Genomic DNA, 19,739 nt, shown 5'->3' on the forward strand with positions numbered 1-19,739 from the left:
CCTGCCCCGTCAGGGGCGGAGGGCGAGGGCGGCGGCGCCCAGGAGCGGACCGTCGCCGTCCAGGCCCGACCCCACGATGCGGCACCGGCGGGCGTACGCGTGGACCGCGGCCCGCTGCGCGGCCGCGCGGACCAGATCGATGTAGTCGTCGGCCACGCGGGCGAACCCGCCGGCGATCGCGACCGCCTCGAGGTCGCACAGGGTCGTCGCCGCCGCGATCGCCTGGCCGACAGCCGTGGCCGAGCGGCGGACCGCCGCGACCGCGACCTCGTCGCCGGACCGGTACGACGCCGCCAGGTCCAGACCCGTCTCCCCCGCCCAGCCGTGCGACCGGGCCCAGGCGACCGTCCCCGGACCGGCCGCGACGGCCTCGAGAGTGGATGCCACGACGTCCCCGTCCTCGACGGTCCGGACGAACGTCTGCCCGAGGTGCCCGGCGTTCCCGCTCGCCCCGCTCGCGGGGCGGCCGTCCAGGACGAGGCCCCCGCCCACTCCCGTCGACACCACGATCGCCATCGCGTCGCGGCACCCGACGAGCGCGCCGCGCCAGTGCTCGGCGAGCGCGATGCAGGTGCCGTCCAGCGCGAGGTGGAGCGGGCCGTCGACGAGACCGCGCAGCACCTCGTCGAGCACGAGCCCCGCCGCGTCCGGCAGGTTCAGGGGCGACACGGCCCGTGCCGGCCGGTCGATCGGACCGGCGCTTCCCACCCCGATCGCCCCGACGCGCAGGTGGGGGACGGCGGCGAGCGCGGCGGTCGCGGCCGCCCGGATGTTCCCGGCGATCCCCGCGCGAGACGCGTCGCGGCCGGTCGGCCGGCGGGTCACGCTCTCGCGCACCACCTCGCCCGCGGCCGTGACGACGGCGGCATCCACCTTCGTCCCGCCGATGTCGACGGCCAGGACGGGGGCGGGCACACGGTCGTCGCTCATCGAGCCTCCTCGGTCGGCGGTCCGATCCTAGGGGCCTGGGCGGCGACCGTGCGGCGGCTGGGGGGTCCCCGACTCACGGCCTTCTCGCCACGTCGGCAGGTTACGATCGGGTCACGGCGGCCACGACGCGCCTCCGGCACATCCACGAGCAGAGGGATGCCATGGACGAGACGGTCATGCCCGAGGCGGTCGCCCGCCTGCGACGCTCCGATGCCGGCGGGCCGGAGTCGGAGCTCACGAGCGAGTCCTTCGCCCGGCTGACCGGCGAGATCGTGGCATCCATCTCCCGCGTCATCGACGGCAAGCCCGAGGCCGTGCGCGCGGCGCTGACCGCGCTGCTGGCCGAGGGGCACCTGCTGATCGAGGACGTCCCCGGCGTCGGCAAGACGATGCTCGCGCGGGCGCTCGCCGCGACCGTCGACGCCGACGTGCGCCGCATCCAGTTCACGCCCGACCTGCTGCCCGGCGACATCACCGGCGTCTCGGTGTTCAACCCGGTCGACCGGCAGTTCCAGTTCACGCCGGGTGCCGTGTTCGCCCACATCGTCATCGCGGACGAGATCAACCGCTCGTCGCCGAAGACCCAGTCCTCGCTGCTGGAGGCGATGGAGGAGCGGCAGGTCACCGTCGACGGCCGTACCCACGTGCTCCCCTCGCCGTTCCTGGTCGTGGCGACGCAGAACCCCTTCGAGATGGAGGGCACGTACGCGCTGCCGGAGGCGCAGCGCGACCGCTTCCTCATGCGCATCTCGATGGGCTACCCCGACGCGGGCGCGGAGGCTGAGATGCTGCGCCAGCGCGACACCCGCAACCCGCTCGACACCCTGCGACCGGTCGTCTCGGCGCGGCAGATCACCGCGATGATCGCGTGGGCGCGGAACGTGCACCTGGCCCCCGCCCTCGGCGAGTACGCCGTCGCGCTCGCGCAGGCCACGCGCAGCCACCCCGACATCCGCCTGGGCGCGAGCCCGCGCGCGACGCTGCAGCTCGTGCGCGCCGCGAAGGTGCGCGCGGCCCTGGACGGCCGTGGGTACGTCATCCCCGACGACCTCTCCGCGCTGCTGGCCCCCGTCTTCGGCCACCGCCTCATCGCCAACCGCTCGGCCGCGGGCGGGCGCGCGGCGGCCGTCGTCGTCGCCGACGCGCTCGAGCGGATCGCGGCCGGCGTGCGCGTCCCGCTCGCCGCGCACGCGTGAGCGGGCCGTGAGACGTCTCTGGCCGCTCACCCTGCGGGGGACGGGTGCGCTCGTGCTCGCCGTGACGGCCTACGTGGTCGCGCAGCGCGCAGGCATCCCCGAGCTGCTGTACTTCGCGGTGCTGCTGGCCGTGCTGCTGGTGGCCGCGGCCGCGGCCCTGCTGCTCGTGCGCCGCACCGACGACGTGGCGCGCACCCTGCGGCCCGAGACCGCCGAGGTCGACCGGCTCGTCACGGTGGAGCTGCGGGTCGGGCTCCGCACCGCGCTGCCGACGGCCCCCGGGCGCTGGACCGACACCCTGCCGGTGGGACTGCGGGGCCACGCCGTGGGCGACTTCCCCGCCACCGGCTCGGGCCTGCGTTCCGGGTCCGGTCCGATCACGCTGCGGTACGAGGCCGTGGGCGCCCGCCGTGGCGTGCACGCGCTCGGCCCGCTGCAGGTCGCCACCACCGACCCGTTCGGCCTGGTCCGGCGCCGTTTCGGGCTCGGCGGGACGACCGCCGTGACGGTCGCTCCCCGCATCGTCGACCTCGCTCCCCTGCCGCCCGCGTCGGGGGAGGCCGGCGGCACACGGCAGACCGCTGCGCTGCAGCTCGGCCAGGGCGCGGACAACCTCGTCGCACGCCCGTACGCCCCCGGCGACTCGATGCGGCGCATCCACTGGCGGGCCACCGCGCACCGCGACATGCTCATGGTCCGGCAGGAGGAGCAGGAGTCCAGCCCCGCCGCGACGGTGATCCTCGACCGCGGCGTCCGGCGCTGGTCGCCCGACGCCGCCACCGCACCCGGCGTCGACGAGGCGTTCGAGACGGCCGTCTCGGCGTGCGTCTCGGCCGTCGCGCGTCTCGTGCACGAGGGCTATACCGTGGATGTCGTCGACAGCGACGGCACGCTCCTCGCAGACCCCGTCGAGGGCGGGGAGGAGAGCGAGGCGCGTGCGCTGGCCGCGGCATTCGCGACCGTCGTCGCCCGGGACGACGGCCCCGGCCACCGCCTCGTGCCCGCCGCGGCGTCGGCTCTGCTCGGACCGGTCGTCGTCGTCACCGGGGCGCTGCAACAGGACGACCTGATCGCCCTCGGCGGCGTGGCGCAGCACTCGGCGCTGCCCGTGCTGCTGAGCGTCGGCGGCTCCATCGACGTCGAGGGTCTGCGCCGCGCCGGTTGGCACGCCGCGACGCTCCCGCCAGCGGGCGACGTCGCGGCGGCGTGGGACGCCGCCCTGGACCGGGGGCTCGCGCATGTCCGCGGCTGACCCGTCGACGTTCCGCTCCCCGCGCCGCCGCCGCGACGCGCTGCTGCTGTCGCTCGGCGTCCTCGCCGCGATCGTCGCCGCGCTGCTGCCGGTGTTCTCGGTCATCGAGCCCGGTGCGTGGACGGCCGGCGCCCTCGGCGTGACCGTCGCCGTCCTCGGCACGGGCCTGGTGGCGCGCCTGTTCTCCCTCCCCGCCCTCGTGGTGAGCGTGCTCGAGGCGGGCGTCTGGATCCTTCTGCTGACGGCGATGTTCGGGCGGGACAGCACGCTCCTCGGCATCATCCCCACCCCCGCCACCTTCGGCCTCGTCCCCGACCTCGTCGCCGCCGCGGCGGAGGAGGTGCGGGTGGGCGTGGCCCCCGTCGACGCGGCGAACGGTCTGTCCTTCGTCCTCGTCGCCGCCGTCGGCGCCCTGGCGATCGTGCTCGATCACGTCGTCCTCACGGCGCGGATGCCGCTGCTGGCGGGCGTGGGTCTCGTCGCCGTCTCACTGATCCCGACGATCGCCGTCCCCGCCGAGGTGGACGTGCCGGGCTTCGTCCTCCTGGCCGCGGCGATCCTCTTCCTGCTGCGGGTCGAGACCCGCTCGCGGACGGGGGGAGCGTCCGGGGACGGCGCGCGCACGGCAGCCCGGCCACGCTTCGCCGGAGCCTCCGCGACGGCGGTCGGGATCGCCGCGGTCGCGGTCGTCGTCGCGATCGTCGCGACCCCGCTGCTCCCCCAGCCGGGTCTGCGCTTCGCCTCCGGCGGCAGCGGCGGCTTCGGCTCGACCATCAACCCCAACCTCGAGCTCGGCAACGACCTGCGACAGCCTCGGCCCGTCGACGTGCTCAACGTCCGCACGACCGCTCCGCGAGCGCCCTACCTGCGCGCGGTGACCCTCTCGCAGTTCGACGGCTCGGTCTGGGAGCCCGACACGGGCGACACGGTGCAGGTGCCCGCGGACGGTCCCGTCTTCGATCCGGTGACGGTGGATGCCGACATCCCCGTCGTCGACTGGACCACCGACGTCGTCGTGGACGAGCTCGACAGCCCGTGGCTGCCCATCCCGTACCCGGCGCTGCAGGTGTCCGGGCTGCAGGGCGACTGGCTGGGACTCCCCCAGAACGCCACGGTCGTGACGCGCTCGGGCTCCACCCGCGACCAGGAGTACGAGATCTCCACGCGGGTGCCGCGTCCCACCCTCGAGCAGATCCGGGCGCGGCCGGTCGGCGGCGACGGCCTTCCCGACTCCGTCCGCTCGCTGCCGGACGGCGTCCCGGCGGTCATCGAGGAGACGGCACGCGCCGTGACCGCCGAGGCGCAGTCCCCGTACGACGCGCTCGTCGACCTGCAGGCGTGGTTCCGCGGCACCGACTTCCGCTACTCCCTCGACGCGCCCGTCGAGGACGGCTTCGACGGGGCCGGCCTGGACGCGGTCGCGCAGTTCCTGGAACGCCGCGAGGGGTACTGCGTCCACTTCGCCTCGGCGTTCGCCGTCATGGCGCGGACGCTCGACATGCCCGCGCGCATCGTCGTCGGCTACCTCCCCGGCACCCCCACGAGCGGTGCCCAGCAGGGGCAGACGACCTACACCGTCAGCTCGTCGCAGCTGCACGCGTGGCCGGAGGTGTTCTTCGAGGGCATCGGCTGGGTGCAGTTCGAGCCCACCAACAGCCTCGGCGTCCCCACGTACTTCGCGCCGGGCACGACCGACGCCGAGGGCGGCGCCGTCACCACTCCGGACCAGCCGGATGCCTCCGCTCCCCAGCCCGCGCCGACGACGGCGCCCCAGCTGTCCGACGAGGACGCGGCGCCGACGGGCGGAACCGGGGCGGCCTCGGCCGCGGAGGCCGACGCGACGTGGGCCGCCTGGACCGCGGGCTCCGTCGTCCTGCTGCTCCTGCTCGCCGCTCCGGCCGTGACGCGGATCCTCCGCCGCCGCCGCCGGCGGGCCCGTGTGCTGTCCGGCGACGCCCTCGCCGCCTGGACGGCGATCCAGGAGAGGGCGATCGACCTCGGCATCCCCGCCCCCGCCGCGGAGTCGCCGCGCCGGTACGCGGCGCGGCTGCGGGAACGGCACGGCGCCGACGCCGCCGCGCTGGACCTCCTCGTCGACGCGGTCGAACGGGCGAGCTACGCCGGCGAGGCCGTCGACGCCGACGCGGGTCCGCGCCTCGGCGCCGCGGTCGACGCCGTTGACCGGTCCCTCGCCACGGCGGTGTCGCCGGCACGCCGGCTCGTCGCGGCCGTGCTCCCCCGCTCGCTCGTCGTGCGGCCGGGCAGCGCCTACGCCGAGTCGCGGGAGCTCATCTCCCACTGACGCCCGTCGTGGCGGCATCCCTGTCCCCTTTCGTCGGGGAGAAGGGCGCCGGGAGGGGGACGTACCGGCAACGACGAAGCCCCGCCGAACTCTCGTTCAGCGGGGCTCCGGTGGCGGAAGTGACAGGATTTGAACCTGCGAGGCGAGTTACCCCGCCTACATGGATTCCAGCCATGCTCCTTAGGCCGCTCGGACACACTTCCAACAGACGATCTTACACGGCGCTCGGCCTCGCCCGAACGCGCGCCCTCGCGTCGACGAAGGGAGGGGATGCCGCCAAGGGAGGACCCTCACCGGAGAGGGACTCCTCCGCTGCCCACATCTCCTCCCTCCGCCGACGCCGCCACGTGACGGGGAAGGGAGGGGATGCCGCCAAGGGAGGACCCCCACCGCAGAGGGACTCCTCCGCTGCCCACATCTCCTCCCTCCGCCGAGCGCGCCTCCAGCTGGGCGACGAACTCCTCGGCCGCGGCGAGTTTGCGGCGGAGGTCGTCGCGCCGCAGCACGGCCTCCGCGCGGATGTCGTCCAGCCGGGCACCGAGTGTCGCGTCGAAGGGGGCGGCGTCCAGTCCGTCGACCACCGCCAGCAGCTCGCCCATCTGCTCGAGGGAGTAGCCGAGCGGCTTCATGCGGCGGATGAGCAACAGGCGGGACTCGTCGTCCGCGGTGTAAAGCCGGAACCCGCCCTCGCTGCGCGCCGACGGCCGCAGCAGGCCGATCTCGTCGTAGTGCCGGAGCGTCCGGATGGACAGTCCGGTGCGTTCCGCGAGCTCTCCGATCTGCATCGGCCGCGCGTCCGTCATGGCACCCCCGATCCCGCAACCCTCTCGTTACGGTAGAGTCTCTCCCGGTCGCGTTCGCGACCCCCACGATTCTCCCCCCACCGCCGCGCCCGCCTGCGCGCGCCCGCCCCGCCGGAGTCCTCATGACCACCGCCCTCGCGCGCCCGGAACCGACCGTGCTCCAGGCGCTGCGCAGCCCGCGCCTCCTCACCCGCGAAGCCCTCGCCGGCCTCGTCGTCGCCATCGCCCTCATCCCCGAGGCCATCGCGTTCTCCATCATCGCCGGAGTCGATCCCCGCCTCGGCCTGTTCTCGTCCTTCGTGATGGCCGTGGCGATCGCCTTCCTCGGCGGGCGCCCCGCCATGATCTCCGCGGCGACGGGCGCGATCGCGCTCGTCATCGCCCCCGTCGCCCGTGAGCACGGTGTGGACCACCTCCTCGCGACCGTGATTCTCGGCGGCATCCTGCAGGTCGTCCTGGGTCTGCTCGGGGTCGCCCGGCTCATGCGCTACATCCCCCGCAGCGTGATGATCGGCTTCGTCAACGCGCTCGCGATCCTCATCTTCATCGCGCAGGTGCCGCAGCTGATCGGCGTGCCGTGGGCGGTCTACCCGCTGGTGGCCGCGGGACTGGCCGTCATGTACCTGCTGCCCCGCCTCACGCGGGTCGTGCCCGCCCCGCTCGTGGCGATCGTGCTGCTGACCGGTGCCGCGGTCGTGTTCGGCATCTCGGTCCCGACGGTCGGCGACCAGGGCGCCCTGCCCGAGAGCCTTCCCGCACTTCTCACCCCGAACGTGCCGTTCACCCTGGACACGCTCGGCATCATCCTGCCCTTCGCGCTCGCGATGGCCGTCGTGGGCCTGCTGGAATCGCTCATGACGGCCGCGCTCGTCGACGACATCACCGACACCCCCTCCTCCAAGACACGGGAGTCGCTCGGGCAGGGCGCCGCGAACGTCCTCTCGGGGCTCTTCGGCGGCATGGGCGGCTGCGCGATGATCGGCCAGACCATGATCAACGTCAAGGCCTCAGGGGCCCGGACCCGCATCTCGACGTTCCTCGCGGGCGTCTTCCTGCTGGTCCTCGTGCTCGTGTTCGGCGACGTCGTCGCGAGCATCCCGATGGCGGTGCTCGTCGCCGTCATGATCGTCGTGTCCGTCGCGACCTTCGACTGGCACAGCGTCCGGCCGTCCACCCTGCGCCGGATGCCGCTCAGCGAGACGATCGTCATGGGGCTGACCGTGGTGGTGACGGTGTGGACCCACAATCTCGCGATCGGCGTCGGCGTCGGCGTGGTGGCGGCCGCGGTGCTGTTCGCCCGGCGCGTCGCGAGCCTGACCTCGGTGCAGCGGACCGTGACCGGGGATGCCGCCCACTACATCGTCGAGGGCGAGCTCTTCTTCGCGTCGAGCAACGACCTGACGACGAAGTTCGCGTACCACGACGACCCGGGGCACGTCGTCATCGACCTGTCGCGCTCGCACGTCTGGGACGCGTCGACGGTCGCCGCTCTCGACAGCGTCCGGACGAAGTACGCCCGCCTCGGCACCAGCGTCGAGCTGCACGGGATGACCGCCGCGGCGGCGCGGTTTCACGATCGCCTCTCCGGATCACTCGGCGCCGGGCACTGACGCCGTTCCCCGCCGGGGAAGGGAGGGGATGCCACCAAGGGAGGACCCCCACCGGAGAGGGACTCCTCCGCTGCCCACATCTCCTCCCCCCGCCGACGCCGCCACGTGACGGGGAAGGGAGGGGATGCCGCGAAGGGAGGACCCCCACCGCAGAGGGACTCCTCCGCTGCCCACATCTCCTCCCCCCGCTCCCGGCCGCGACGGGCCGCAGACGCGGCGAGTCAGCGCGAAAGAAGGACCCGCGGGTCAGGAGCGGAGCGTCGAGGAGGGGGTCTCGCCGAACTCCGCCCGGTACATCGCGGCGAAGCGGCCGAGGTTCGAGAAGCCCCAGCGCGCGGCGATGGCGGCGACCGTGTCGGTCGACGGGTCCCCGCCGCGCAGGTCGGACCGGGCGGCATCCAGGCGCACATGCCGCAGGTACTGCATCGGCGTGCGCCCCGTCGCCGCGCGGAACGCGTACTGCAGCCCGCGCGGCGACAGCCGGGCCGCCTGGGCCACGTCCGCCAGTACGACCGGCTCCGCCGCATGGGCCTCGATGTACGCCTTGGCCCGTCGGACCGGCGCGGGCAGCGGTCGCGCCGGCCGCCCCGACGCGAGGACGTCGGTGAAGGTGGTGGGGAACGACAGCAGCGATGCCTCGAGCATGAGGGCGCGCGCCTGCTGCTCGACCAGGGGTGCCCGCTCCGACGAGCGGAGGAGGACGTCGCGGCAGTACTCCCACGTCCGCGTCCAGTACCGCAGCCGGTGGTCGCTGACCGGGGCGTACCCGGTGGGGCGCACGCGCAGGCCGTCGTCGCCGGACAGGCGCTGCGCGGCCTCGTCGAACTCCGACCGGGCGAACGACACCGCCGTTCCCACGATCCGCCCGCTGAAGGCGATCTCGAGGGGGCGGTCGGCGACGAGGAAGGGGACGGCGGTGTCGATCCGCTCCCGCCGGTACGTGCCCTGCACCCGCGGGCCGGCGATGCGCCCGACAACGACCTGGTCGAGGGGATCCGACTCGACGAGCATGGTCGAGCCGATCGTGTAGTCGCAGAAGCCGAAGGAGCCGTCCGAGACAGCATGCCACGACAGGGCCGGCTGAATGGTCTCGGCCCGCGCGATCCGAGCGCCGGGGACCACCGTCTGCCACAGCTCCTCGACGGTCGCGGCATCTCGGGTCTCGATATTCACATGGTCCACGAGAGTTTCCTAAATCGTCCGAAAGAATGCGGCAAACCCGTTGCGCATTGCCGCTATCTCTGTATGGAACCGCTCTCATGCGGCATCCGTCCCCCCGGCCGGTCGCCGCGGAGGCGATGTCCTCACCGTATCGGTCCGCGCCCGCCGTCCCTCGCGCCAGGGCGTCCGGGCGCCCGTCGGGATCGATATCCACAGCGAAGAAACCGATCGCGACGGCCGTCACTTGACCTCGCCGTCCGCGGCATCCACGGTCGGGCTCGCCGGCGCATCCTTCGCCGGTCCGACGCCCACGGGGACGCCCGCCTCGGGGTGGTGCAGGTCGAAGGCGGGCCGCTCGCTCCGGATGCGCGGGATCGACGTGAAGTTGTGCCGCGGCGGCGGGCAGGACGTCGCCCACTCCAGCGACGCGCCGTATCCCCAGGGGTCGTCCACGGTGATGACCGCCCCGCGGCGGGCGGTGATCCAGACGTTGAACAGGAACGGCAGCATCGAGGCGCCCAGGATCATCGCGCCGATCGTCGAGATCTGGTTCTGCCACGTGAAGAGATCGGCGCTGCCGTAGTCCGCGTACCGCCGCGGCATCCCGTCCACGCCCAGCCAATGCTGGATGAGGAACGTCAGGTGGAATCCGATGAACAGCATCCAGAAATGCGTCTTCGCGAGTCGCTCGTTCAGCATTCGTCCCGTCCATTTCGGCCACCAGAAGTAGAAGCCCGCGAACATCGCGAACACCACGGTCCCGAAGACGACGTAATGGAAATGCGCGACGACGAAATAGGTGTCGTGCAGGTGGAAGTCCAGCGGGGGCGAGGCCAGGATGATGCCCGTCAGTCCGCCGAAGACGAACGTCACGAGGAACCCGATGACGAAGAGCATGGGCGACTCGAAGGTGACCGATCCGCGCCACATCGTGCCGATCCAGTTGAACACCTTCACCCCGGTCGGCACGGCGATGAGCATTGTCATGAGCGCGAAGAAGGGCAGCAGCACACCGCCCGTCGCGTACATGTGGTGCGCCCACACCGCGACCGACAGGGCCGCGATCGCGATGGTGGCGTAGACGAGGGTCTTGTAGCCGAAGATCGGCTTGCGACTGAACACCGGCACCACCTCGCTGATGATGCCGAAGAACGGCAGCGCGATGATGTACACCTCGGGGTGGCCGAAGAACCAGAACAGGTGCTGCCAGAGCAGCACTCCCCCGCTCTGCGGGAGGAACACCTGCGCGCCGAGGATGCGGTCCGCGGCGGCGACGAAGAGCGCGGCCGCGAGCACGGGGAAGGCCAGGAGCACCAGGATGCTGGTGATGAGCACGGTCCAGGTGAAGATCGGCATCCGCCACATGGTCATGCCGGGCGCGCGCATCGTGACGGCCGTGGTGATGAAGTTGACGGCGCCGAGGATCGTGCCGAAGCCGCTGAGGGCGAGGCCGAGGAACCACAGGTCTCCCCCGACCCCCGGATGGAACGTCTCGCTCGCGAGCGGCTGATAGGCCGTCCACCCGAAGCCGGCCGACCCCTGCGGGGTGAGGAACCCCGACACGGCGATGGTCGAGCCGAAGAGGAACATCCAGAACGAGAACGCGTTCAGACGCGGGAAGGCCACGTCGGGGGCGCCGATCTGCAGCGGCAGCAGGGTGTTGGCGAATCCGGCGAAGAGGGGCGTCGCGAACATCAGCAGCATGAGGGTGCCGTGCATGGTGAACAGCTGGTTGTACTGCTCCCGGGTCGGCACGATCTGCATGCCCGGCTCGAACAGCTCCGCCCGGATGACGAGGGCGAGGACCCCGCCGAGGCAGAAGAAGATCAGCGCCGAGATGATGTACAGGAAGCCGATCGTCTTGTGGTCGGTGGAGGTGATCCACCGCACGACGACGTTGCCCTTCGCGCCGACACGCGTGCGGGCGAGCAGCGCCGCCTGCTTCGGGGGCAGGACCTCGGGGCGGCGGGGGGTCGGCGCCCCGGGGGTGCGGTCGGTGGTCGACATCAGGTCCTGCTCTCACGCGTTCGACGGAGGTGGCCGGGGGGAGGGATGCCACGTGCGCGGACGATAGGAATCCCCGCGGCCCCGCGACGACGGGCTTGTCAGCGGCTCCGGTGTGCGGTATCCGCAGGACCCTCCCCCACCAGCCGCAGGTACTGCCCCACCGCCCGCGGGCTGTCAAGGGGAGCGCGCCGGCGCCCCGCCCCTCGCACCATGGTGCTGCCGACAGGGTCGTCGGCTGTTCCACCCCGGAGGTCCCCATGTCCCTCGACAGCGACGCCACGACACGTACCGAACTGCTCTGGGTCGGCGACGGGGGCTGGTGCATCTGCGACGCCGCCCGCGACGACGACGACCCGCACCGCGTACTGGCCTTCGCGCAGTGCCGCGACCACGTGGTCGACGTCACCTGGGTCCGTACGCCCCGACCGCCCGAGCGATTCGAGACGCTGCGGGAGGCACTGCTCGCGGTCGAGCGGGCGACCGGTCGGCTCTGATCCGATTCCCTCCCGCCCGGGACGGCATAATTGGACGGTACGTCGTCGGACGTGCAACCGAGACGGGAGTCCGCATGCCGTTCCGCACCTTGTCCACGTTGCAGACGTGGGTCGACGACTTCACCGCCCTCGGCTACGACACCGGCATCTTGCGCGTCATTCCGCAGGAGACGGACGACGACGACGACACCGGCCTCATCGCCGCGAAGCTGCGGAGCGTGTCGACGACCTTCTTCGTCGCGCCGGACGCCGGCCAGGACGGGACCCGTTGGTCCGTGACCTTCGAGCCGCGCGAGGATGCGGCACCGCTCCCCGGCGGGCGGGTGATGGCGCTGTCCGCCGAGCTCGCGATGCTTTCGGCGCTCTGCGCGTTCCTGCAGTCGCGGTCCGAGGCATTCGTCGCCGCCGCCGTCGACTGATCGCGTTCACCCAGGGACTCACCCTGGCCACGCGGGCCCTCACCCGCGGGAATGCCGCGGGGCCGGGGCCCCGCGATGCAGGGTCTCCCCCGCCGCGGACCGTCAGCCGTCGGAGGCGAGGTCGACGATCCGGTCGAGGATGCGGGTCAGCTCCGCCGCCGTCTCCGGGGGCACGTCCTTGATGGCGGTCTCGATGGCGGCGTCGAACCCGCGCAGCGCGCACCACGGCTCCGCGTCCAGGTCGACGATGGCGGTGATGTGGTTCACGCGCCGGTCCTCCTCGTCCAGGTCGCGGCGCACGGTGCCGCGCTGGACGAGACGGTCGATGAGCGTGGTGACGCCCGCGGAGGTGATGCCGAGGTGGTCCCGCACGTGCGACGGACGGGCACCGGGGTTCTCCGCGACGAACAGGAGCGCACGCGCGTCCAGCTCGTTCAGGGACAGGGTCCGACGCGCCTCGACGGCGGCGACTCGACGGGCCTCGCCGTAGGCGAGCAGAGCACGCCCGAGGTCGGAGACCGGGGACGACTCCGCGACGGATCCTGTGGAGTTCTGCACGAGGCCTGATAGTACCCACACCGGTGAAGAAGTCACGGCGCCCCGCACGAGGTGTATAAGACGGTCGGCGTCGGCTCCGGGGAACTTCGTTCTCCGGCCGGTCGCGCCCCACCGCAGGCCTCCGCGCGCATTGCACGCCGCCTCGCCGGGGGCAAGGCCCGCTGCGGGGGCTCGCGAACGCCCCTATACCTGGCTGACCAACGCAGGACGGAAGGAGCGATTATGTCGCAATACACCGCGTCGGACGGCGGAAGCCAGGACGACTCCACGGTCAAGAACGCCGCCCACGAGGCGTCCGCCGTCACGGGCACCGCCCGGGACGCCGCACGAGGGGTGGCCGAGACGAGCGCGCACGAGGCCGCGGCCGTCGCCGGGGAGGCGAAGGACCAGCTCCGCGACCTCGTGTCGCAGACCGGCAGGCAGCTCTCGGACCAGGCGTCCTCGCAGCAGCAGCGTCTCGCCGAGAGCCTCGGCTCGGTCGGCGGGGACCTGTCGCGCATGGCCGACGCCGACGAGAACGGCGGGCTCGCCGGAGAGCTCGTGCGCCGGGCCGCCGGTCACGTGTCGACCGTCGGCTCCTGGCTGGGCGACCGCGACCCGCAGCAGTTGCTCGAGGACGTGAAGGGCTTCGCCCGTCGCCGCCCGGGCACGTTCATCGCCGTCGCCGCGCTGGCCGGCATCGTCGTCGGGCGCCTGAGCCGGTCTCTGGCCGCCGGAGCCTCTTCGGCGAGCGGGTCGGCCTCGACGGCCGGGTCGGCGCCTGCCGCGCCGCCGCTGCCGCCCGCCCCGCCCGTCCCGACCGTCCCGCCTATGTCGGGCTCGACGATCGGCGACGCGCCCGTCGGCGGCGCCGCCCTGGCGGGGACCGCGGGCGTCGGAGCCGCGGGCGTCGGAGCCGCGGGCGTCGAGACCGTCGCGGACGGCATCGGTCCCGTCGACACCGGACTCGACGACACGGGACTCGTCACGGACGTCGACTCGGTCGACCCGCCCGTGTACGCCGAGTCGGCCGCCCGCCTGGACAGCACCCGGGAAGGGGGACTCGATGAGCGACCCGGTACCGTCTGAGCGCCGCGCGGCGTCGACGTCGCTCGGCGAGCTCGTCGGCGAGGTCACGCGGGACATGTCGACGCTGATGCGGCAGGAGCTCGCCCTGGCCAAGGCCGAGGTGAAGGACTCCGCGTCGAAGTCGGCGAAGGGCGCCGGGATGCTGGGCGGAGCGGGCTATGCCGCCGGCATGGTGCTGCTCTTCCTGTCGGTCGCGCTCTGGGCTGCTCTGGCGACCGTCATGGGCGAGGGCTGGTCCGCCGTCGTGGTCGCCCTCGTCTGGGCGATCATCGCGGCCGTGCTGTTCGCGCTCGGGCGCGCGCAGCTGAAGAAAGTGGAGGGCGTGCCGCAGACGGCGGCGACCCTGCAGGAGATCCCCGAGGCATTCACGAGGAACGAGGAGAACCGATGAGCGATTCACCGGAAGCCATCCGTGCCGACATCGAGCGCACCCGCGCCGAGCTCGGCTCCGACGTCGACGCACTGGCCGACAAGGTCTCGCCGTCGAAGATCGTCGAGCGGCAGACCAACAAGGTCCGCGACGCCGTCGGCGGCGTCCGCGACCGGATCATGGGCGTCGCCCACGACTCGGCCGCGGCGGCGTCCGACCTGGCCCACAGCGCGGGCGACGCCACGACCGGCGCCGCCCACAAGGCGAAAGGCAGCCCCCTCGCGGTCGGCCTCGTCGCCTTCGGCGTCGGCCTCGTCGTGTCGTCCCTGATCCCTCCGACCCGCGCCGAGCGCGACGCGGCAGCGAAGGTCAAGGACCAGGCGCAGCCCCTCGTCGACCAGGCGAAGGACGTGGCGAAGGAGATCGCGGGCGAGCTCAAGGAGCCCGCCACCGAGGCCGCTCAGGCCGTGAAGGAACGGGCCACCGAGGCCGTCGCGCACGTCAAGGACGACTCCACGGAGGCCGCATCGACGGTGAAGGACCGGGCCCAGCAGGCCGGCGAGTCGGTGCGGGAGGGCTGACGCCGTCCGTATCGGAGGATCCGTGGGGCGGGGCACCGGGCTCGCTCCGCCCTACGGGCCGACCCACTCGGGGGCGGGTCGGAACGCCACGGAGCCGGGATCCGCGAGGATCCCGGCTCCGTGGTCGTTCGCCGCACGGCCCCGTCAGCCGGGGATGTCCCGAGGGTCGTGTCCGTAGGAGCTCCGATCGCCGATGCGACCGTGCAGGTCGCGGACGATGTGCTCGACGCGTCGAGCCCGGGCGATGGTCCGCCCGGCCGCGGCCGCCTCGGCGCGCGTGCGATGCGTGCCGTCGATCGTCCCCTCCTCCCCCTCGATGCGGTTGTGCCACGCACCGTCGCGGTGGAAGGTCTCGACGTCGCCGGCCGGCATGGTCAGTCCTCCTCGTCGCCCGCGGGGTCGGAGTCGTCGGAGCTCTCGCCGATCGTGCCGCTGGTGTCGTCCTGCGTCAGGTCGTCGTCGCCGATGTCGCCCTCGGCCTGGCTGGGCTTGTCGGGAATCGAATCCGTCATGGTGCTCTCCTTCGGTCGGTCGACCTTCAGTCCAATGCGGACGGGGATCGACGCGAAGGGGGTTGACGGATCGACCCCCGGGAGCCGACCTGCGAGAACGGACGCGCGTCATTATTCTGGGGTGATGGGCACGATCTTCTACGGGACGACACCGATCCGCATCGAGGACCGTGCGCTCGCGCATCTCAAGGTGGTCATCTCGACGAAGCTGCGTCGCGGTGAGAGCTTCACCCTCTCGTGGCGGCATCCCGACGGCGACGACGTGGGCCGCGAGACCATCTGGATCCACCCGTCGATCCCCCTGCGGTTCGTCTTCGACGAGAGCGAGCCCGCACAGCTGAGCCGCTCCTGGATCGAGGACCTCGCCAACTCGGCGAACTCGTCCGGCGGCATCATGCTGGTGCCTGAGAACCTGGATGCCGCGGCCCCCAGGTCCTCCGACTAACGGTCCTTGCCGGTCGAGTTCTGCTCAATCTCGTGCCGGCGGCGGCGGATCGCCCACACCGCCAGCTCGGAGCCGGCGATCGAGACGGGCAGTCCGGTGTCGGCTTGCACCATGAGCAACGGTATCCCCGCGCCGACACTCATCCACGTGGTGGCGAGGGCGCCCTCCACGATCCCCGGGAACGTGACGACCTCGACGCGTCCGCGATTGCTCAGCTCGCGCGACAGGTCGACGACCGCATCGGCGATGGCGTCATCCGTGAGGATGCGTGTGCCGTTGACGAGGAAGTCCCGCATGTCGTGTCACCTCGGTCCTTGTCTCGCACGCTCTCTCAGGATGCGGCTCCTGCCCACCCGCACGACCCCCCTTGCCCCATCGGTCCGGCCCGGATAGGGGACGGGTTGTCAAGGGCAGGTCGACGGTACGCACGTCGGAGTACCTCTGAGGGGAACGACCCGTCGGGAGACGGGGAAGAGGAGGACACCATGACGATCTACGGACAGCACGCGGGACAGCAGGGCAGCTCGGTGTGGAGCAGCGCGTTCTCGGCCGCGATGGGCGACGGCATCGTCCCGCGGTCGGCCCCGGCCGCGCGCCCGACCGCGCGCAGCACCTTCCGCTGGCCCTGGTCGCGGCCGGCCACCCCGGTCGCTGCGGAGACCGCGCCGACGGCCTGACCGATCAGACGCGACGCGCCGGCCCCGTGGGGTCGGCGCGTCCTGTCGTGCGGACGGCGTTCACGAGATGGTCGTCCTCACGTAACCCGGCGCCGCGCCGCGGCTTGCAGCATAGGCCCATGTCGACGTCTGGTGCCGTGCGCGTGCTCTCCCTGTACGAAGGATTCTTCGCCGGCGGTGCGCGCATCCTGCATAGCGACGTGGTGGCCGGCCTGGCCGCGGGAGGCGCCCAGGAGCATCATGTGCTCTCGCTCACCTCGTCCGCGCGCCGGGACGGGTCGGTGCAGCGCGCGGCGGACGACGGCCGGTATCGCTCGCTGCAGGCGGCGGGCGTCCGCATCACCGCCTTCGACCGCGTCGCGGGCGACCGTCCGGTCGCGCCGGAGGACTTCACCGCCGACGAGCTCGCCGTCGCGGCCGCAGCCATCGCGGACGCCGACGTCGTCCTGTCGCTCAAGGAGCAGCCGCTGAGCCTCGTCGTCGCGCTCGAGCGCGCCGGGATGCTGCCGGACCGTCCCCTCGCCGTCTGCCTGCATCGCTCGGACCCGACGCACTCCGGTCCGGCGCTGGAGTGGCTGCGGCACGCGAGCGCCTCCGGAGCCGTCACGACCACGATCGCCTGCGCGTCCTCCACGGCCGCGGCCTACGCGGCCGCGGGCGTGCAGGTCGCGGAGGCCCTCGTCGTCGACAACGGCATCGACACCGGCCGGTTCCGTCCCGCCGTGCGCGGCGAGAAGCGCGCGATCCGCGTGCGGCTGGGGATCCCGGAGCGGGCACCGCTCGTCCTGCTCGCGGCGCGGTTCGACGCCATGAAGGACCCCGGGCTCTTCCTCCGCTCCGTCGCCCTCCACGCCGCACGCCGCCCGGACGCCCACTACCTCGTGTGCGGCTCGGGCATGACCATGGCGAACCCCGGGTTCGCCGCGCTGGTCGCAGCCAGCGGCATCCCCTCCGACACCCCCCTGCACGCGCTCGGTCTGCGCGAGGACATGCCCGAGCTGTACCGCGCGGCCGACATCGTGGCGCTCACTTCCGCCTTCGGCGAGGCGTCGCCGCTCTGTCTGGCCGAGGGCGCGGCGTCCGGCGCCACCCCGGTGACCACGGACGTCGGCGACGCGGCACGCATCGTCGAGGGGGTCGGGGTCGTCACCGATCGCGACCCCGTCCGCGTGGCCGCGGCCTGGGAGCACGTGCTCGCCCACCGCGGCGCCCTGCGCGCGGCCGCCCTCTTCACCCGCCCGCGCTGGGACCGCAGCCGCATGGTGGAGGACTACCGCGCCATCGTCGAGAGCATGCTGCTGCGCGACGTCCTGGCCGCCTGACCCCTCTCCCCGGCGGCCGTCGGGGAGAATCTTGCGTCGATCTTGCGCCGGTCCCGTCCGCGCGCGGGGCGGTCCTTGCGGGGCCGGGCGGACAGTGGATGCCATGGCCCGCTCCTCCGCACCGACGCCCTCCGCCGCACCGGTCGACCACGTCCTCCTCCACGGCGAGTACCTGGACACGTCGGCCCTCGTCGACCTCGATCTGCTGGACGCGCTCGCCCCGGCGGAGACGCCGCCGCCCGTGCTCACCGTGTGGGAGACCCCGCGCGCGACGGCGCCCGATCTCGGGGACGTCGACCTCCTCCCCCCGTGGCCGTGGCCGTGAGCAGCCCGACTCCGGGGCCCACGGCCCACCCGCCGCTCGCGGTGGGACTGTCAAGGGCTCGGACAGGCGTCGGCGCTCCCCGTAGCGTGAGCGCCACGTCGCATCCCCACCGCCCTACGTCTTCCGAGGTCCTCGCCATGGCATCCCCCGTCTCCGTCGTCGTCCGCTGGTCGACGGGAGACGAGGAGGGGCAGCTCGTCCGGGTCAGTGACGCGCCGACGGTGGGAGCGGTGGCCGCGATCGAGAACGCGCTGGCCGCGGCCGGCCTGGAGGTGCCGCCCACCCAGCCCGAGACGCCCGAGCTCCTCGACGCGCGGTTCGTGCTCGTGCCGACCGCCGGGTTCGGACCGGACGACCCGTCGGCCCTCCTCGCCGTCGACGGCGACTGGACCCTGCAGGATCTGGCGCAGGTGGTCGGGCGCAGTGCGGGGCTCCGCCTCGAGCCGGCCGACCCGCACGCCGCGGACGGCGCCTACGTCCTCACCCTCGACGACTTCCGCGGCTTCGGCGAGTTCGCCGTCAACGTCGCCGGCGCCCTCACCCTGATGCGTGGCGTGGCCCGGACAGTGCACCGGTTCCGGACACGGCAGCTGCGCCAGCTGGCATCCGGGGACGCCCCGGTCCGGGGGGCCCTCGTCGGCGAGCGGGTGGACACGACCGCCTCCGAGTGAGCGCCGGCGCACGCTGTCAACCCTCGTGCGCGCTCCCGAGACTCCCGGTGGAGTCGGGTCTCCGATCGCGAGGAGACAGACATGACCCAGCCCGCTCAGCAGCAGGACGTGCCCGGTAGCGACCAGGCCATGGACCCGAAGCCCGACTACGGCGTCGACAGCTACCGCGGCTCCGGCCGCCTGGAGGGCAAGGTCGCGCTCATCACCGGCGGCGACAGCGGTATCGGCAAGGCGGTGGCCCTGGCGTTCGCCCGCGAGGGGGCGGACGTGGCGATCGCCTACCTGAACGAGCACGAGGATGCCGAGGAGGCCCGCCGCTTCGTCGAGGACGCCGGGCGCCGGGCGATCCTCCTGCCGGGCGACGTCTCCGACCCGCAGCACTGCCGCGACCTCGTCGCGCAGACCATGCAGCACCTCGGCGGATTGGACGTGCTCGTCAGCAACGCCGCGTTCCAGATGAGCCACGACACCCTCGAGGAGATCGAGGACGCCGAGTGGGACTACACGTGGGCCACGAACGTCAGCGCGTACTTCCACCTCGTCAAGGCCGCCCTGCCCCACCTGACGGAGGGGGCGTCGATCATCGCGTCCAGCTCGGTGAACTCCGACATGCCGTCGCCGCAGCTGCTGCCCTACGCCGCGACGAAGGCGGCCATCGCGAACATGACGGCGTCGCTGGCGCAGCTGCTCGCCGAGCGCGGCATCCGCGCCAACAGCGTCGCCCCGGGACCGGTGTGGACGCCCCTCATCCCCGCGACCATGCCCGAGGAGAAGGTGGCGAGCTTCGGCGAGCAGGTGCCGATGGGACGCCCTGGACAGCCCGCCGAGCTCGCCCCCGTGTACGTGCTGCTGGCCTCCGACGAGGCGAGCTACGTCTCCGGCGCCCGCGTCGCCGTCACCGGCGGCAAGCCCATCCTGTGAGACCTGCGTCGACGGTCCCACCGAGGTGAGCAGCGCCCTCGGCGGCCGACCCGTGACACAGAAGCGGGGGGGGGGGGGGGGGGGGGGGGGGGGGGGGGGGGGGGGGGGGGGGGGG

22 protein-coding genes, 1 tRNA gene and 1 pseudogene are annotated in these 19,739 nt (G+C 73.0%); 15 read left to right on the forward strand and 9 right to left on the reverse strand.

The genetic code is table 11. The features are described from left to right. Positions 1 to 9 precede the first annotated feature (9 nt). Entirely contained in the window at positions 10 to 930 is a 921-nt protein-coding gene (locus tag ACO03V_RS06855) for an ROK family protein (protein ID WP_423137072.1), read from the reverse strand. Positions 931 to 1,106: 176 nt separating this feature from the next. Here ACO03V_RS06855 and ACO03V_RS06860 point away from each other — a divergent pair, with 176 nt between their 5' ends. Genes ACO03V_RS06860 through ACO03V_RS06870 form a run of 3 tightly spaced genes read left to right on the forward strand, consistent with a single transcriptional unit; the run spans position 1,107 to position 5,680 of the window. Then, positions 1,107 to 2,126 carry an AAA family ATPase gene (locus tag ACO03V_RS06860; protein ID WP_414685799.1) on the forward strand — a complete coding sequence of 340 codons (1,020 nt, stop codon included), beginning with the start codon at positions 1,107 to 1,109 and terminating at the stop codon, positions 2,124 to 2,126. A 7-nt stretch (positions 2,127 to 2,133) separates the two neighbouring features. Further along, a complete protein-coding gene (locus ACO03V_RS06865) occupies positions 2,134 to 3,378 on the forward strand; it encodes a DUF58 domain-containing protein (RefSeq protein WP_423137073.1) in 1,245 nt (414 codons plus the stop codon). Next, positions 3,365 to 5,680 carry a transglutaminase TgpA family protein gene (locus ACO03V_RS06870; RefSeq protein ID WP_423137074.1) on the forward strand — a complete coding sequence of 772 codons (2,316 nt, stop codon included), beginning with the start codon at positions 3,365 to 3,367 and terminating at the stop codon, positions 5,678 to 5,680. The genes ACO03V_RS06865 and ACO03V_RS06870 overlap by 14 nt, the downstream gene beginning before the upstream one ends. A gap of 111 nt (positions 5,681 to 5,791) precedes the next feature. Here ACO03V_RS06870 and ACO03V_RS06875 read toward each other — a convergent pair. Together ACO03V_RS06875 and ACO03V_RS06880 are read right to left on the reverse strand one after the other, a co-directional pair. Continuing rightward, positions 5,792 to 5,883: transfer RNA gene (locus ACO03V_RS06875), tRNA-Ser, on the reverse strand. A gap of 231 nt (positions 5,884 to 6,114) precedes the next feature. Next, positions 6,115 to 6,483 (reverse strand): annotated as a pseudogene (locus tag ACO03V_RS06880) (MerR family transcriptional regulator); the annotation flags it as partial. 122 nt (positions 6,484 to 6,605) lie between these two features. Here ACO03V_RS06880 and ACO03V_RS06885 point away from each other — a divergent pair. After that, positions 6,606 to 8,093 (forward strand): SulP family inorganic anion transporter, encoded by a 1,488-nt coding sequence (locus ACO03V_RS06885; protein ID WP_423137075.1) that lies wholly within the window; start codon positions 6,606 to 6,608, stop codon positions 8,091 to 8,093. 246 nt (positions 8,094 to 8,339) lie between these two features. On the opposite strand, the gene ACO03V_RS06890 is transcribed toward ACO03V_RS06885, so the two are convergent. Then, positions 8,340 to 9,275, reverse strand: coding sequence for a helix-turn-helix transcriptional regulator (locus ACO03V_RS06890; protein WP_387052197.1), 936 nt, complete (start codon positions 9,273 to 9,275; stop codon positions 8,340 to 8,342). A gap of 219 nt (positions 9,276 to 9,494) precedes the next feature. After that, the gene (gene ctaD / locus ACO03V_RS06895) at positions 9,495 to 11,261 is read right to left on the reverse strand and encodes a cytochrome c oxidase subunit I (protein WP_423137076.1); all 1,767 of its coding nucleotides are present in this window, start codon (positions 11,259 to 11,261) and stop codon (positions 9,495 to 9,497) included. Between the two features lie 257 nt (positions 11,262 to 11,518). Here ctaD and ACO03V_RS06900 point away from each other — a divergent pair, with 257 nt between their 5' ends. Together ACO03V_RS06900 and ACO03V_RS06905 are read left to right on the forward strand one after the other, a co-directional pair. Next, a complete protein-coding gene (locus ACO03V_RS06900) occupies positions 11,519 to 11,755 on the forward strand; it encodes a hypothetical protein (RefSeq protein ID WP_387052200.1) in 237 nt (78 codons plus the stop codon). A 74-nt stretch (positions 11,756 to 11,829) separates the two neighbouring features. Beyond that, positions 11,830 to 12,174: a hypothetical protein gene (locus tag ACO03V_RS06905; RefSeq protein ID WP_423137077.1), complete on the forward strand. Its 345-nt coding sequence runs from the start codon at positions 11,830 to 11,832 to the stop codon at positions 12,172 to 12,174. A gap of 102 nt (positions 12,175 to 12,276) precedes the next feature. On the opposite strand, the gene ACO03V_RS06910 is transcribed toward ACO03V_RS06905, so the two are convergent. Further along, on the reverse strand, positions 12,277 to 12,732 hold the full coding sequence (locus ACO03V_RS06910; protein ID WP_423137078.1) for a MarR family winged helix-turn-helix transcriptional regulator: 456 nt from the start codon (positions 12,730 to 12,732) through the stop codon (positions 12,277 to 12,279). Between the two features lie 222 nt (positions 12,733 to 12,954). On the opposite strand from ACO03V_RS06910, the gene ACO03V_RS06915 reads away from it, so the two are divergent. From ACO03V_RS06915 to ACO03V_RS06925, 3 genes are read left to right on the forward strand one after another with little or no spacing between them, the layout of a single operon-like run. Further along, on the forward strand, positions 12,955 to 13,800 hold the full coding sequence (locus tag ACO03V_RS06915; RefSeq protein ID WP_423137079.1) for a hypothetical protein: 846 nt from the start codon (positions 12,955 to 12,957) through the stop codon (positions 13,798 to 13,800). Continuing rightward, positions 13,778 to 14,191 (forward strand): phage holin family protein, encoded by a 414-nt coding sequence (locus ACO03V_RS06920; protein WP_367726092.1) that lies wholly within the window; start codon positions 13,778 to 13,780, stop codon positions 14,189 to 14,191. The genes ACO03V_RS06915 and ACO03V_RS06920 overlap by 23 nt, the downstream gene beginning before the upstream one ends. Continuing rightward, positions 14,188 to 14,751: a DUF3618 domain-containing protein gene (locus ACO03V_RS06925; protein WP_367726091.1), complete on the forward strand. Its 564-nt coding sequence runs from the start codon at positions 14,188 to 14,190 to the stop codon at positions 14,749 to 14,751. Before ACO03V_RS06920 ends, ACO03V_RS06925 begins: the two co-directional genes overlap by 4 nt. Positions 14,752 to 14,895: 144 nt before the next feature. Here ACO03V_RS06925 and ACO03V_RS06930 read toward each other — a convergent pair whose 3' ends face one another. Continuing rightward, entirely contained in the window at positions 14,896 to 15,123 is a 228-nt protein-coding gene (locus ACO03V_RS06930) for a DUF2188 domain-containing protein (RefSeq protein WP_367726090.1), read from the reverse strand. A 2-nt stretch (positions 15,124 to 15,125) separates the two neighbouring features. Beyond that, on the reverse strand, positions 15,126 to 15,263 hold the full coding sequence (locus ACO03V_RS06935) for a hypothetical protein (RefSeq protein ID WP_423137080.1): 138 nt from the start codon (positions 15,261 to 15,263) through the stop codon (positions 15,126 to 15,128). 124 nt (positions 15,264 to 15,387) lie between these two features. Between ACO03V_RS06935 and ACO03V_RS06940 the strand changes: the two genes are divergently transcribed. Beyond that, the gene (locus tag ACO03V_RS06940; RefSeq protein WP_423137081.1) at positions 15,388 to 15,708 is read left to right on the forward strand and encodes a hypothetical protein; all 321 of its coding nucleotides are present in this window, start codon (positions 15,388 to 15,390) and stop codon (positions 15,706 to 15,708) included. On the opposite strand, the gene ACO03V_RS06945 is transcribed toward ACO03V_RS06940, so the two are convergent. Beyond that, positions 15,705 to 16,004, reverse strand: a complete 300-nt coding sequence (locus ACO03V_RS06945) for a hypothetical protein (protein WP_423137082.1) — start codon at positions 16,002 to 16,004, stop codon at positions 15,705 to 15,707. The genes ACO03V_RS06940 and ACO03V_RS06945 overlap by 4 nt on opposite strands. Positions 16,005 to 16,193: 189 nt before the next feature. On the opposite strand from ACO03V_RS06945, the gene ACO03V_RS06950 reads away from it, so the two are divergent. The 5 genes from ACO03V_RS06950 to ACO03V_RS06970 all read left to right on the forward strand — a co-directional run bounded on the left by ACO03V_RS06950 (position 16,194) and on the right by ACO03V_RS06970 (position 19,624). Further along, positions 16,194 to 16,385 carry a hypothetical protein gene (locus ACO03V_RS06950; protein ID WP_423137083.1) on the forward strand — a complete coding sequence of 64 codons (192 nt, stop codon included), beginning with the start codon at positions 16,194 to 16,196 and terminating at the stop codon, positions 16,383 to 16,385. Positions 16,386 to 16,504: 119 nt separating this feature from the next. Continuing rightward, positions 16,505 to 17,707 carry a glycosyltransferase gene (locus ACO03V_RS06955; protein ID WP_423137084.1) on the forward strand — a complete coding sequence of 401 codons (1,203 nt, stop codon included), beginning with the start codon at positions 16,505 to 16,507 and terminating at the stop codon, positions 17,705 to 17,707. Between the two features lie 103 nt (positions 17,708 to 17,810). After that, positions 17,811 to 18,032: a hypothetical protein gene (locus ACO03V_RS06960; protein ID WP_423137085.1), complete on the forward strand. Its 222-nt coding sequence runs from the start codon at positions 17,811 to 17,813 to the stop codon at positions 18,030 to 18,032. A 137-nt stretch (positions 18,033 to 18,169) separates the two neighbouring features. Further along, positions 18,170 to 18,703 carry a hypothetical protein gene (locus ACO03V_RS06965; RefSeq protein ID WP_423137086.1) on the forward strand — a complete coding sequence of 178 codons (534 nt, stop codon included), beginning with the start codon at positions 18,170 to 18,172 and terminating at the stop codon, positions 18,701 to 18,703. 81 nt (positions 18,704 to 18,784) lie between these two features. After that, positions 18,785 to 19,624: an SDR family oxidoreductase gene (locus ACO03V_RS06970; RefSeq protein ID WP_423137087.1), complete on the forward strand. Its 840-nt coding sequence runs from the start codon at positions 18,785 to 18,787 to the stop codon at positions 19,622 to 19,624. Positions 19,625 to 19,739 lie beyond the last annotated feature (115 nt).

The sequence above is a fragment of the Microbacterium sp. HMH0099 genome, assembly GCF_049384025.1.
GTDB lineage: Bacteria > Actinomycetota > Actinomycetes > Actinomycetales > Microbacteriaceae > Microbacterium.

Coding starts and splice junctions, on each gene's coding strand:
- ACO03V_RS06855 (WP_423137072.1), bottom strand. CDS start 930: ATGAGCGACGACCGTGTGCCCGCCCCCGTCCTGGCCGTCGACATCGGC.
- ACO03V_RS06860 (WP_414685799.1), top strand. CDS start 1,107: ATGCCCGAGGCGGTCGCCCGCCTGCGACGCTCCGATGCCGGCGGGCCG.
- ACO03V_RS06870 (WP_423137074.1), top strand. CDS start 3,365: ATGTCCGCGGCTGACCCGTCGACGTTCCGCTCCCCGCGCCGCCGCCGC.
- ACO03V_RS06885 (WP_423137075.1), top strand. CDS start 6,606: ATGACCACCGCCCTCGCGCGCCCGGAACCGACCGTGCTCCAGGCGCTG.
- ctaD (WP_423137076.1), bottom strand. CDS start 11,261: ATGTCGACCACCGACCGCACCCCCGGGGCGCCGACCCCCCGCCGCCCC.
- ACO03V_RS06900 (WP_387052200.1), top strand. CDS start 11,519: ATGTCCCTCGACAGCGACGCCACGACACGTACCGAACTGCTCTGGGTC.
- ACO03V_RS06905 (WP_423137077.1), top strand. CDS start 11,830: ATGCCGTTCCGCACCTTGTCCACGTTGCAGACGTGGGTCGACGACTTC.
- ACO03V_RS06915 (WP_423137079.1), top strand. CDS start 12,955: ATGTCGCAATACACCGCGTCGGACGGCGGAAGCCAGGACGACTCCACG.
- ACO03V_RS06920 (WP_367726092.1), top strand. CDS start 13,778: ATGAGCGACCCGGTACCGTCTGAGCGCCGCGCGGCGTCGACGTCGCTC.
- ACO03V_RS06925 (WP_367726091.1), top strand. CDS start 14,188: ATGAGCGATTCACCGGAAGCCATCCGTGCCGACATCGAGCGCACCCGC.
- ACO03V_RS06930 (WP_367726090.1), bottom strand. CDS start 15,123: ATGCCGGCCGGCGACGTCGAGACCTTCCACCGCGACGGTGCGTGGCAC.
- ACO03V_RS06935 (WP_423137080.1), bottom strand. CDS start 15,263: ATGACGGATTCGATTCCCGACAAGCCCAGCCAGGCCGAGGGCGACATC.
- ACO03V_RS06940 (WP_423137081.1), top strand. CDS start 15,388: ATGGGCACGATCTTCTACGGGACGACACCGATCCGCATCGAGGACCGT.
- ACO03V_RS06945 (WP_423137082.1), bottom strand. CDS start 16,004: ATGCGGGACTTCCTCGTCAACGGCACACGCATCCTCACGGATGACGCC.
- ACO03V_RS06950 (WP_423137083.1), top strand. CDS start 16,194: ATGACGATCTACGGACAGCACGCGGGACAGCAGGGCAGCTCGGTGTGG.
- ACO03V_RS06955 (WP_423137084.1), top strand. CDS start 16,505: ATGTCGACGTCTGGTGCCGTGCGCGTGCTCTCCCTGTACGAAGGATTC.
- ACO03V_RS06960 (WP_423137085.1), top strand. CDS start 17,811: ATGGCCCGCTCCTCCGCACCGACGCCCTCCGCCGCACCGGTCGACCAC.
- ACO03V_RS06965 (WP_423137086.1), top strand. CDS start 18,170: ATGGCATCCCCCGTCTCCGTCGTCGTCCGCTGGTCGACGGGAGACGAG.
- ACO03V_RS06970 (WP_423137087.1), top strand. CDS start 18,785: ATGACCCAGCCCGCTCAGCAGCAGGACGTGCCCGGTAGCGACCAGGCC.